The 12135-nt window shown below is 67.6% G+C and carries 8 protein-coding genes; 6 read left to right on the top strand and 2 right to left on the bottom strand.

Annotated features, from left to right (window positions below):
- Nucleotides 1–6: 6 nt before the first annotated feature.
- Complete coding sequence (locus PGN23_RS13125) at nucleotides 7–1227, bottom strand: MFS transporter (protein WP_335303369.1); 1221 nt, start codon at nucleotides 1225–1227, stop codon at nucleotides 7–9.
- 128 nt (nucleotides 1228–1355) lie between these two features.
- Here PGN23_RS13125 and PGN23_RS13120 point away from each other — a divergent pair, with 128 nt between their 5' ends.
- The 5 genes from PGN23_RS13120 to PGN23_RS13100 all read left to right on the top strand — a co-directional run bounded on the left by PGN23_RS13120 (nucleotide 1356) and on the right by PGN23_RS13100 (nucleotide 9331).
- Complete coding sequence (locus PGN23_RS13120; protein WP_335303368.1) at nucleotides 1356–2561, top strand: acyl-CoA dehydrogenase family protein; 1206 nt, start codon at nucleotides 1356–1358, stop codon at nucleotides 2559–2561.
- Between the two features lie 114 nt (nucleotides 2562–2675).
- A complete protein-coding gene (locus tag PGN23_RS13115) occupies nucleotides 2676–3743 on the top strand; it encodes an acyl-CoA dehydrogenase family protein (RefSeq protein ID WP_335303367.1) in 1068 nt (355 codons plus the stop codon).
- Nucleotides 3744–4125: 382 nt separating this feature from the next.
- Entirely contained in the window at nucleotides 4126–6930 is a 2805-nt protein-coding gene (locus PGN23_RS13110) for a TonB-dependent receptor (protein WP_335303366.1), read from the top strand.
- 172 nt (nucleotides 6931–7102) lie between these two features.
- Entirely contained in the window at nucleotides 7103–8413 is a 1311-nt protein-coding gene (locus tag PGN23_RS13105; RefSeq protein ID WP_335303365.1) for a spinster family MFS transporter, read from the top strand.
- Nucleotides 8414–8494: 81 nt separating this feature from the next.
- Entirely contained in the window at nucleotides 8495–9331 is an 837-nt protein-coding gene (locus tag PGN23_RS13100; protein ID WP_335303364.1) for a helix-turn-helix domain-containing protein, read from the top strand.
- An 83-nt stretch (nucleotides 9332–9414) separates the two neighbouring features.
- Here PGN23_RS13100 and PGN23_RS13095 read toward each other — a convergent pair whose 3' ends face one another.
- A complete protein-coding gene (locus tag PGN23_RS13095) occupies nucleotides 9415–10650 on the bottom strand; it encodes a TetR/AcrR family transcriptional regulator (protein WP_335303362.1) in 1236 nt (411 codons plus the stop codon).
- Nucleotides 10651–10807: 157 nt separating this feature from the next.
- Here PGN23_RS13095 and PGN23_RS13090 point away from each other — a divergent pair, with 157 nt between their 5' ends.
- The gene (locus PGN23_RS13090; RefSeq protein WP_335303361.1) at nucleotides 10808–12121 is read left to right on the top strand and encodes an acyl-CoA dehydrogenase family protein; all 1314 of its coding nucleotides are present in this window, start codon (nucleotides 10808–10810) and stop codon (nucleotides 12119–12121) included.
- Nucleotides 12122–12135 lie beyond the last annotated feature (14 nt).

The raw sequence follows: 12135 nt of genomic DNA, 5'->3' as shown, positions 1-12135 counted from the left end.
GTCCGTCTAGCCCGCGACGCTCTCGCCCGGCGCGACCAGCGGGGGGACGAGGATCGCGACGATCAGCGCAGCGGTCGCCATCAGCGCGCCGGCGATCGCGAAGGCGAGGCCGTCCACGCCGCGTGCCGCGCCCCAGGCCAGCGACTGCGATGCGATCAGCGGGCCGATGACGGCCGCCACCGAGTTCATGCTGCCCAGTCCCCCCTGCAGCGCGCCCTGTCGCGTGGCGTCGACCAGCTGCGTCAGCAGTCCCTGCATCGCCGGCCACGCCAGCGCGCCGAACGCGCCGACCAGGAAGAAGACGTAGACCTGCCACGGCTGCGTCGTGAAGGCATAGGCGATCAGCGTGGCCGCGCCGCACGTCAGGCCGATGACCGCGGTCGCGCGCTCCCCCAGCCGTCTGACGGTGCGCGCGGTCAGGAACAGCTGCACCAGCAGCTGGAGCAGCCCCACCCAGGCGAGGCTGAACCCGATCTCGCGCGCGGACCAGTGGAAGCGGATCGTCGCCCAGAAGCTCCAGACGGTGGGATAGACCACGCCTGCGAGCTGCCACAGGAACCAGGCGATCAGGAGCGTGCTGGCGTTGCCTGCGGCGAACAGCGGCTTGAACGCGCCGATGACGTGCGCGTCGCGCCAGCGGAAGGCGCGGCGGTTCTCCGGTTTCAGCGTCTCGGGCAGGAAAAGGAGCATCGCCAGCGCGTTGCCCGCCGCCAGTGCCGCGGCGACGACGAAGGGCGCGCGCGGTCCCCAGCCGGCCACCAGCCCGCCGATCGCGGGGCCGATGATGAAGCCGATGCCGAACGCCGCACCCAGCAGGCCGAAGCTGGCGGCGCGGCGGTCGGGCGGGGTGACATCCGCGATCACCGCGCCCGCGGGGCCGAAGCTGGCGCCCGCGACGCCGGCGACGATGCGCCCGACGAACAGCCACGCGAGCGTCGGCGCGCCCGCCATCAGCGCATAGTCGATCGCATAGGCGACCATCGCGACGACCAGGACGGGACGCCGCCCGAAGCGATCGCCCAGATTGCCCAGCACCGGGCCAGCGAAGAATTGCGCGATCGCGAAGGCGGCGAGCATCCACCCGGCGATGCGGGTCGCCGCGGGCAGGTCCGGCGCGCCGAGCTGGACGATCAGCCCCGGCAGCACCGGCATGACGATGCCGAAGCCGATGACGTCGACGACCACCGCCGCCAACACGATCGGCACCGCGCGATGATCGAACCGCATGATGACTCCCCCTTCCACCACGATCTAGCGGATCGCCGCGCGCTTGTCCCTTTGCATCGGGGGAAAGGTGTGCGATGAGATGCCGGCATACCCGATCTTCGGAAAAACATTTACGCGGAGAATAGCGCATGGCGACCGCCGCCGCAGAACTCGACCACCCGTTCCGTCAGGAGGCCCGCACCTGGCTGGAGGCGAACTTCGATCCCTCGCTACGCGGCAAGGACAATGCGATGTCCGCGGTCGACGGCCCGACCGAGGAGACGCCCGAGCAGAAGAAGTGGCGCGAGGCGATGGGCGAGAAGGGCTGGGGCGTTCCCACCTGGCCCAAGGAGCTCGGCGGCGGCGGGCTCGACCGCACGCAGGCGCGCATCCTGCAGGAGGAGATGGCGCGGATCGGCGCGTGGAACCCGATCGGCGGCATGGGCGTGATGATGTTCGGCCCGACGCTGCTGGAATATGGCAACGACGCGCAGAAGCAGCAGCATATCCCCGGCATCGTCCGCGGTGAGGTGCGCTGGTGCCAGGGCTATTCCGAGCCGGGCGCGGGGTCCGACCTCGCTTCCTTGCAGACCTTCGCCGAGGACAAGGGCGATCACTATCTGGTCAACGGGCAGAAGACCTGGACCTCGGGCGGGCAGTGGGCGGACAAGTGTTTCGCGCTGGTGCGCACCGACAAGTCGCAGAAGCACGCCGGCATCAGCTTCCTGCTGATCGACATGGATGCCGAAGGCGTCGAGACGCGCCCGATCCGCCTCATCAGCGGCCAGTCGCCGTTCTGCGAGACGTTCTTCACCAACGTGAAGGTGCCCAAGGAGAATCTCGTCGGGCGCGAGGGGCAGGGCTGGGAGATCGGCACGCGCCTGCTCCAGCACGAGCGCAACTCGCTGTCGGGCGGCGGCGGCTCCGCTGGGCGGATGAATGCGGGCACGACCGTGCCGGAGATCGCGAAGAAGTATCGCGGCACCGATGCCGAGGGTCGCATCGCCGATGCCGACCTGCGCACGCGGATCATCAAGCACGAGATGGACCAGCGCGCCTTCGCGCTGACGCTGCGTCGCGCGGCGCTGGAGGCGAAGGGCAATGCCGGGCCGTCCGCGGCGACCAGCATCATGAAGAACGTCGGCGCGCGCATCACGCAGGATCGCGCCGAGCTGAACATCGAGATCATGGGGATGCAGGGCCTGGGCTGGGAAGGCGAGGGCTTCACCGAGGCCGAACTGGCGCAGACGCGCAGCTGGCTGTGGGGCAAGGCGGTGTCGATCTACGGCGGCTCGACCGAGATCCAGAACAACGTCATCGCCAAGCGCATCCTGGGGATGCTGGATCATCAGTGATTGATTGAGGGCTAGGCGCGGCGGCGACGGATCGCCGCGTCAGGAGAGGGCCGGGTCGAGAAGGGGCGTGTCCTCCTCCTCCCCGGCGAACCTGCGAGCATGAGAGGGACGGTCATGGCGGTACTGAACGACGAACAGGTGATGCTGCGCGACATGGCGCGCGAATGGGCCGACAACGAGAGCCCGGTCGCCGCCTTTCGCAAGCTGCGCGCCGCGGCGCCGGCGGAAGGGTTCGATCGCGACGCATGGGGCGCGATCGGTCAGATGGGCTGGGCCGGGGTGGTCATCCCGGAGGAATTCGGCGGATCGGCGTTCGGCTATCTGTCGCTGGGGCTGGTGGTCGAGCAGCTGGGCCGCAACCTGTCCGCATCGCCGCTTTCGTCGACCGCGGTCGCGGCCAGCGCGATCGTGATGGGGTCTTCGGACAAGGCCAAGACGGACTGGCTGGCGAAGCTGGCCGGCGGCGAGGCGATCGCGACGCTGGCGGTCGACGAAGGGCCGAACCACGACCGTAACTTCACCACCACGAAGGTCGGCAACGGCAAGCTGACCGGCACCAAGCCGTTCGTCGCGGAGGGAGATTCGGCGGACGTGTTCGTCGTCGCGGCGGAGGATGGGCTGTATCTGGTCGCCAGGGGCGAGGGCGTCACCGTCAGCCACCGATCGATGGCGGACGAGCGCAGCCATGCGCATGTCGCGTTCCAGGACGCTCCCGCAGAAAAGCTGGGCGGGCCGGAGCTGACCGCGGCGGTGCTGGACCGCGCGGCGGCGATCACCTGCGCCGAGATGCTGGGCATGGCGGAAAGCGCGTTCGCGCAGACCAACGACTATCTGAAGCAGCGCGTGCAGTTCGGGCAGGTGCTCTCCACCTTCCAGGCGCTCCAGCATCGCATGGCCAAGCAGTTCACGGAGTTGCAGCTGATGCGCTCCGCGGTCGAAGGTGCGCTGGAGGCGATCGACGCCGGCCGCTCCGACGTGGATCAGGCGGTGAGCCTCGCCAAGGCGACCGCGGGCGAGACGCTGCGCCTCGTCAGCCGCGAGATGGTGCAGCTGCACGGCGGCGTCGGCATGACCGACGAATATGACGCCGGCCTGTACCTCAAGCGCGCGACCGTGCTGGAAGTGATGTGGGGCAACAGCGCGTGGCACCGCGATCGCTTCGCGCGGCTCAACGGCTACTGATCCTCCATACGCGAACGATCGGGCGGCGTCGCTTCGGCAGGTAGCGGGACCTTTGCAAATGGCTATACCGTGCTCCTGCGTCGGCAGGAGCCCAGGGTAGCAGGTCTCATAAGGCGTTGATGTGCTGGGCCCTGGGCTTTTGCCTGCGCAGGAGCACGGCGTGGACGCGATGCCGTTGCACCTGTTTGCAAACGTCCCGCAGGTAGCCGGGGCGGCGCCGTCGTCGTTCGAGGGGGCGGCGCTCCGGGCGTGACATGGAAAGCACGGTTTGGTCCGGAAACGGAATTATCACAGGCTTTCCGTCTTGCAATCCGGTGGCGTGCATAGTCTCATCGAACCCGCGGTACGGGCGGAGCCCATGGCCCGGCCGCAGGGGAGAGCGATGACCAAATCCATGCTGATGACCGCGTGCGCCGCGGCCTGTTTCATCATCAACGGCGGCGCGCAGGCGCAGGCGACCGACACCACCACGCCGACATCGCCCACCAATGCGTCGCGGAATGCCGACGTCGATTCGTCCGACATCGTCGTGACCGCGCAGGGTCGTGCCCAGGTGCTGGCGGACGTGCCGGTCGCGGTGTCCGCGGTCAGCGCCGAGACGCTGCAGAATTCCGGCGCGAACGACATCCGCCAGCTGAACCAGGTGGCGCCGTCGCTGCTCGTCACCTCGACGGGGTCAGAGGCGAACGGATCGCCGCGTATCCGCGGTATCGGCACCGTCGGCGACAACCCCGGCCTCGAAAGCTCGGTCGTCGTCCTGATCGACGGCGTCTATCGCTCGCGCGCCGGCATCGGCCTCAACGAACTCGGCGAGATCGACCGCGTCGAGGTGCTGCGCGGGCCGCAGGGGACGCTAGGCGGACGCAACTCGTCCGCGGGCCTCATCTCGATCGTCAGCAAGCGGCCGTCGTTCACCTTCGGCGGCAATGCCGAGATCACCTACGGCAATTACGACTTCTGGCGGTTCGCCGGCGGCATCACCGGCCCGATCAGCGAGACGCTCGCCTTCCGCCTCGACGGCGTCTACGTGAAGCGCGACGGTTTCTACAACGACCGCGCGAACAATACGACCGTCAACGACCGCGATCGCTTCTTCGGCCGTGCGCAGCTGGTTTACGAGCCCACCGACGCGATCAGCTTCCGCCTGATCGGCGACTATACGAAGCGCAAGGAAACGTGCTGCGCGGCGACCTATGTCAGCCAGACGATGAACGAGCAGATCGGCAATCTGCTGAACCCCGTCGCATCGGTGAATGCCGGCGTCGCGGCGGGATCGAATGGCAACAACATCATCAACGTGCTGCGCGATCTCGGCCAGAATCTGGGTGCGTTCAACCAGAATTTCAGCCGCGACATCTCGGTCACGCCGGGCCGTACCTATGGCGGCGACATGCAGGACTGGGGCGTGTCGGGGCAGCTCGACTGGGACTTCGGCGGGGTCAAGCTGACGTCGATCACCGCCTATCGCGACTATTACAACACGCAGGCGGGCGACGTCGATTACGGCACCGTCGACATCCTGTACAATGCCGACGACGGCAACAACCGTCGCGGGTTCCGCACCTTCACCCAGGAGCTGCGCCTGAACGGCACGCTGTTCGACGACCGCGTCGACTGGCTGGTCGGCGGCTTCTACATGGATGAGAAGTTTCGTGGCCGCAACAACCTGCGCTTCGGCAATCAATACGGTCGGTTCGCGACCTGCCGCCTCGTCAGTGGCGGCGGTCTGGCCGCGCTGTACAATCCCGCGGCGGCCGGCTGTATCGCCAGCGAGGCGGCGTTCTCGGGGGCCTTCGGCGCGGCCGGCCCGACCGTCCTGGCGTCGCTGCTGCGCCTCGACGGGCTCAACGACCGTGGGTCGACGATCGATCGCTACAACCAGGATGCGACCAGCTTCGCGGCGTTCACGCACAACATCATCCACGTCACCGACACCGTCGATCTGACGCTGGGCGTGCGCTATACCAAGGAAAAGAAGAAGTTCTCCGCGACGTTCGGCAACGACAACGTCGCCTGTACCCAGAACCAGGCCGCGCTGACCCCCTTCCTCGGCAACGCCGCCCTCGCCGCCGTGGCGGGCGGGATCATCGGCCTGTCGTGCCAGGGCAATTCGACCGCCGAACTCAACGGCGTGAGCATCGCCGACCAGCGCGACGAGGACCGTTTCACCGGCACCGGCATCCTGTCGTGGAAGCCGATCGACGACCTGCTGGTGTATGCCAGCTACTCGCGTGGCTATAAGGCGGGCGGGTTCAACTTCGATCGGTCCGCGTTGAAGGCGCCGACGCTGCCCTTCGCCAACTTCGGCAGCGGCAACGCGCAGGCCGGTGCGCAGGCGCTGGTCCGCAACCTTCAGTTCGATGCCGAGACGGTCAATGCGTTCGAGCTGGGCTTCAAGTACGCGACCGGCCCGTTCAGCCTGTCGGCCGCCGCGTTCCGCCAGGACTTCAGCAACTTCCAGCTCAATACCTTCGACGGCACGGTGTTCATCGTCGAGAACGTCAACGGCTGCTCGTCGAGCCTGAACGGCGGCGACCGCGATCAGAGCAAGTTCACCGGGGCGCCCAATTACAATGCGGGTGCGGCGACGACGGGCGCGTGCCCGAGCGGCGACGTCGGCCACGGCGTGCGATCGCAGGGTGTCGAGCTGGAGGCGACGCTGGTGCCGATCCGTGACTTCCGCATCACGGCCGGCATGACCTATTCCGACACCAAGTTCCGCGACAATCTGGTCGGTCGCGCCAGCGGTGCCCCGCTCAGCCCGGCGCTGCGCAAGATCCCGGGGCAGCAGCTGTCGCTCGCCTCGCCGATCACGGTGACCGGGTCGGCGGCGTTCACCCCGGACCTCGGCAGCAGCGGGCTGTCGGCGCTGTTCTATGTCGATACCCGTCTGACCGGCGACTATAACACCGGCTCCGACCTGTTCCCGCAGAAGACGCAGGACAGCTTCGTGCTGGTCAATGCCCGCGTCGGCCTGCGTGGGCCGAGCCAGCGCTGGGCGGTCGAGTTCTGGGCGCAGAACGTCTTCAACGTCGATTATGCGCAGGTCGCGTTCAACTCGCCGTTCCAGGAAGGCGCCGTGTCCTCGGCGTTCCAGGATCCGCAATATCCCGGCGGCCGCCAGATCTTCTCCAACTTCCTGGCCGAGCCGCGTACCTACGGCATCACGCTGCGCGGACGTTTCTGATCCCGTCGCGATGACAACGAACCTCCGTCCGCCTCCCGGCGGGCGGAGGTTCGTCGCGTCCGGGCGCGCCGTTCGTGACGAAAGATGGCTAGCGTAAGTCCTGTTATGGCGCTACCCGTGGAAGCCAGCTAACCTACGGTGGCAAAAGCAATAATATAAGGAGATGGAGCGGATGGGTGCCACGCTCTCCGACCGGCCGGAGATCGCCGATACGCTCGTGCTGAAACGCCGCGGGCTGACGCTGGGGCTGCTGACGCTGACCTATTTCTTCAGCTTCATGGATCGCCAGATCCTGGCCATTCTGCTGGAGCCGATCAAGGCGGACCTGCAGCTGACGGACACGCAGCTCGGGCTGCTCTCCGGTCTCGTCTTCGCGATCTTCTATGCCACGCTGGGGCTGCCGATCGCGCGGCTGGCGGATCGCACCAGCCGCAAGAAGATCATCGCCGCCAGTCTCGCGATCTGGAGCGTGATGACCGCCCTGTGCGGCGTGGCGCAGAACTTCACGCACCTGCTGCTGGCGCGGATCGGCGTCGGCGTGGGGGAGGCGGGGTCGGGACCGCCGAGCCAGTCGATCATCGCCGATCTCTACCCGCCCGAAAAGCGCGCCAGCGCGATGGCGATCTATTCGCTGGGCGTGCTGCTGGGCGGCGGGCTGGGGATCATGATCGGCGGGAACGTCGCGCACGCCTATGGCTGGCGCGCGGCGATGATGGTCGTCGGCATCCCGGGCGTGATCCTGGCGCTGATCGTGTGGATGTTCGTCGCCGAGCCGCGGCGCGGCCTGTCCGATGTGCAGCGGGTCGCGGAGCAGGAGCACGACGCGGCGATGCCCGGCATGTGGCAGGGCTTCCTGGCGATGCTGCGCAACCGGGCGGCGGTCTATCTGGTCGCGGCAATGACGCTGACGTCGCTGGTCGGCTATGCGCTGACGGGATGGGGGCCGAGCTACATGCAGCGCTCGCTCGACATGACGATGCTGGAGGTCGCCAACTATATCGCGCTGCCCGCGGCGTTCGTCGGGGGCGGCTCGGCGCTGCTGGGCGGGATGCTGGCGGACCGCATGGCGAAGCAATACGGCATCCACACGCAGGCCTGGGTCATCAGCATGATGAAGCTGATCGCCTTTCCCTTCGCGGTGTCGTTCTTCTTCTTCGACAGCAAGCCGGTGGCGCTGACCGCCTATTTCGTCTCGCTGATCTTCGCGGGCGTCTATATCGGGCCGACCTATGCGCTGATCCAGCATCTGGCGCCGCTGCGGCTGCGCGCGATGTGGGCGGCGCTGACGCTGCTGACGGTGAACCTGATCGGGCTCGGCATCGGGCCGCTCGCGGTGGGTCAGCTGAGCGACGCGCTCGCGCCCGCCTATGGCGAGGAGTCGCTGCGCTATGCGATGCTGGCGGTGGCGATGATCACGCCCTTGCCGATCCTCTTCTACTGGCGCGCCGGCGTGCTGATGAAGCGGATGGCGCGCGTAGATTGATCCATTTCGGGACAGAAGCTTGTTATCTGGTTAACGCGCGATAAGGGAAGCATCTACGGTCAGCCTTTGGGGGGAAGGCGCATGGGGGAAGCGACGACGCCGATCGTCTATTGGGCGCCCGGCGACGAATTGGCGCGCTATGTCACGGGTTTTCATCGGTTTAGCGCGCCCAGCATGGCGGGCGGCTATCGCGACGCGTTCTTTCCCGGCGGGGCGTCGATCCGCCTGACGCTGGAGCACGATCGCGACTGGAGCGTGCGGTTGGGGAACCGCACCTTCGATCCGGTACCACGCGATGCCTTTTTCGGGCCGAGCAGCAGCGCCTCCTATCTCACCACCTATGGCGGCACCGTCGTGGGGGTGGGGCTGTTGCCGCTCGGCTGGGCGCAATTGTTCGGCGGCGACATCGCGCGCTACGCCAACCGCATCGTCCCGCTGGCGGAGGTGGACGCAGGGGGCAGCACCCTGCGCGAGGCGCTGGAGGCGGGCGAGCCGCCGCAGGAGGCGTTCACCCGCTGGCTTACCGCGCGGCTGCACCGCCGCCCGCCGGCCGATCCCCGTATCGAACAACTGAGCGCGCTGCTGGAGGATCCGGCGACGACGCGTATCGAGATGATGGCGGACGCGTTGCAGGTCACCCAGCGCGGGCTGGCGGCGATGACGCGGTTCAACTTCGGTTTCACGCCCAAGCTGCTGCTCCGGCGCACGCGCTTCATGCGCGCGCTGAGCGGGGTGCTGATCGACCCGGCGCGCGGCAGCGAGGTACTGGACGCGACGGGCTATTGGGACCGTTCGCACTTCCTGCGCGACAGCCACCTGTTCCTGGGGTGTTCGGTAAGGGACTTCCAGCGGCGGCGCGGGCCGCTCAATCAACTGGCGTTCACCGCGCGCGAGGAGGCGCTGGGCTCGCCGGTGTAGGGCGCCGCCGTCCGGCGAGGTGTGCGTGGTCTCGGTTCGCCATGCCGTCGAACCGCGGCATTGGCCCGTGACCGCACGCCGCCTCAGATCTCGAGCGCGCGATCGTCGAACATGCCGAACATCAGCGCGGAGGCGTAATAGGCCACCGCCCGTTCCCGCGGCATCGACCACGCCCATTTGCGCATGTCGAACGCGGCGTTGAGGAAGGCCATCATCGCCTGGCTGGCGACCAGACTGTCGACGGGGCGCATCGTGCCTTCCGCGATGCCGTCCATCATCGTGCCCGCGAAGCGGCGCGCGATGCGGTTGGAGCGATCGACCATCAGGTGCCGCTCGCCCGCCGGCAGCCCGCTGAGCGCGGTGGTGCGCAGCAGCGACTCGCGCTCGGAGAATTGCACCTCCAGCAGCGCCGCGATCGTATCCGACAGCCGCTGCCAGTAGCTGCCACCGCGCGCATCCGCGGCCTGCTGCGTCGCGGCGATCGTGTCGAAGCTGCGACGGTAGCAGGCGGCGACGAGGTCGTCCTTGGCATCGAGATGGTGGTAGAAGCTGCCCTTGGTGACGTTCAGTTCGGACGCGATCCGCTGCACCGAGGCGCCGCGATAGCCGAGTTCGTTGATGAGGCGGGTGGCCGCCAGCAGGAACGCCTCGCGCCCCGGCACGGCATCGTCGTGCGGCACCGCGATCGCGCGCGGTGTCCAGGTCGCGCCCGGCCCCGCGACGCCGTGGCGGAAGATGTCGATCAGCCGCTCCATCACGCGGGGATGCTGATCGGCCTCGTAGCGGGGCAGCCAGACCGGGAGCCAGAACAGGTTTTCCAGCAGCACGTGCGCGCGCGCGCCGGCGAGGTCGGTGGCGGCGCGCCCGCGACCGTCGCCCCACAAGGCGCGGGTGCGGCGGAAGACCTCGCGCCAGCGGGCCATCAACGGGCCGCGCACGGGCTCGTCCATCGCGCGAAGGTCGGAGAGGACCGCGATCGGGCGCTCCTCGCCGCGGTCGATCCGCATCAGCCGCGCCATGTTGATCGTCACCAGTCGTTCGACGCGCTCGACCGGCGTGGCTTCGGTCGCGGCCTCCTCCAGCATCGCCAGCAGGTAGTCGAGCGTGTGCTCGAACGCGGCGGCGGCCAGATCCTCCTTGCGTTTGAAATAGTAAGTGACGCTGGTGGTGTTGAGCCCGACGCGTCGCGCCACGTCGGCGAAGGTCATCCCCTTCGCACTCTGTTCGTTGATCGCCTCGGCCGCGGCGGCGAGGATGGCCTCGCGCTTTTCGCGAAAGCGCCGCGTGCTGGTGGTTTCTTCGGTCCGTGCGTCCCCCATCCGAGTCACGTTAGCATGCGCGTTTCGAAGGTACAGTCCCTTTTGCATATGGCCAGCGACCCGCCGCGCCGTTGGGGATTGTGCCCCAAACAGGTGCTTTACCGAATAAGCGGTATGGCCTAAGCGTCGGTGCGAAACGGATTTCAGGAGAGCTGCGATGGACTTCACGCTGAACGAGCGCGAGACCTATTTCCGCGATCGCGTGCGCGACTTCATTGCCCAGAACATCACGCCGCGACAGGCCGAATACGATCGCCAGCATCATGAGGGCGAGCCATGGAAGGTGCTCCCCGTCATCGAGGAGGTGAAGGCGCTGGCGAAGGAGGCGGGCCTCTGGAACTTCTTCATGCCGCCGCATTCGGGCCAGCACCATGTCGACGAGACGTTCGTGTTCGAGGGCACGCAGCTGACCAACCTGGAATATGCGTTGTGCGCCGAGGAAATGGGGCGCGTGGGCTGGGCCAGCGAGTGCTTCAACTGCTCCGCCCCGGACACCGGCAATATGGAGGTGCTCCACCGCTACGGTACGCTGGAGCAGAAGGAGCGCTGGTTGCGCCCGCTGATGAACGGGGAGATCCGCTCGGTCTTCCTGATGACCGAGCCGGCGGTGGCGAGCTCGGACGCGACCAATATCGAGACGCGGATCGAGCGTGACGGCGATCATTACGTCATCAACGGCCGTAAATGGTGGTCGTCGGGCGTCGGTGATCCGCGCTGCAAGATCGGCATCCTGATGGGCAAGACCAGCTTCGAGGGCTCGCGCCACAGCCAGCAGAGCCAGGTGCTGGTGCCGATGGACACGCCGGGTGTGAAGATCGAGCGGATGCTGTCGGTCTATGGCTATGACCATGCGCCGCACGGGCACGGCGACGTGACCTTCACCGACGTCCGCGTGCCGGTGGAGAACGTGATCCTGGGCGAGGGCCGCGGGTTCGAGATCGCGCAGGGGCGCCTGGGGCCGGGGCGCATCCATCACTGCATGCGCACGATCGGCGTCGCAGAGGTCGCGATCGAGAAGATGGCCAAGCGCCTCGTCAGCCGCATCGCCTTCGGCAAGCGCGTCGCCGACCATAGCGTGTGGGAAGAGCGGATCGCGCGCGCGCGGATCGACATCGAGATGACGCGCCTGCTCTGCCTGAAGGCGGCCGACCTGATGGATCGCGCCGGCAACAAGGCGGCGCAGCAGGAGATCGCGATGATCAAGGTCCAGGCGCCGATGATGGCGCTCAAGATCCTCGACGACGCGGTGCAGGCGCATGGCGGCGGCGGCGTGGCGGAGGACTTCGGTCTGGCGCACGCCTGGGCCGCGATGCGCACGCTGCGGCTGGCCGATGGTCCGGACGAGGTCCACAACCGCGCGATCGCGCGCAACGAATTCGGCAAATATGCCGACTGGAAGGCGGAGCGCCCGTCGAACGACCGCGGACCGGCGGTCGAGGTGTCGAGCGCCGACATCGGGGTCAGCCGCTAACCGCATCAGATATC

It is taken from the genome of Sphingomonas adhaesiva (assembly GCF_036946125.1).
In the GTDB taxonomy this organism is placed as follows: domain Bacteria; phylum Pseudomonadota; class Alphaproteobacteria; order Sphingomonadales; family Sphingomonadaceae; genus Sphingomonas; species Sphingomonas adhaesiva_A.
The sequence above is the reverse complement of the archived record's forward strand: the minus strand, read 5'-3'. Positions and strand labels throughout refer to the sequence as shown.

What these genes read in the sequence shown, in the direction of transcription:
- PGN23_RS13125 (WP_335303369.1), bottom strand. Translation starts at nt 1,227, where the DNA reads ATGCGGTTCGATCATCGCGCGGTGCCGATCGTGTTGGCGGCGGTGGTC.
- PGN23_RS13120 (WP_335303368.1), top strand. Translation starts at nt 1,356, where the DNA reads ATGGCGACCGCCGCCGCAGAACTCGACCACCCGTTCCGTCAGGAGGCC.
- PGN23_RS13115 (WP_335303367.1), top strand. Translation starts at nt 2,676, where the DNA reads ATGGCGGTACTGAACGACGAACAGGTGATGCTGCGCGACATGGCGCGC.
- PGN23_RS13110 (WP_335303366.1), top strand. Translation starts at nt 4,126, where the DNA reads ATGACCAAATCCATGCTGATGACCGCGTGCGCCGCGGCCTGTTTCATC.
- PGN23_RS13105 (WP_335303365.1), top strand. Translation starts at nt 7,103, where the DNA reads ATGGGTGCCACGCTCTCCGACCGGCCGGAGATCGCCGATACGCTCGTG.
- PGN23_RS13100 (WP_335303364.1), top strand. Translation starts at nt 8,495, where the DNA reads ATGGGGGAAGCGACGACGCCGATCGTCTATTGGGCGCCCGGCGACGAA.
- PGN23_RS13095 (WP_335303362.1), bottom strand. Translation starts at nt 10,650, where the DNA reads ATGGGGGACGCACGGACCGAAGAAACCACCAGCACGCGGCGCTTTCGC.
- PGN23_RS13090 (WP_335303361.1), top strand. Translation starts at nt 10,808, where the DNA reads ATGGACTTCACGCTGAACGAGCGCGAGACCTATTTCCGCGATCGCGTG.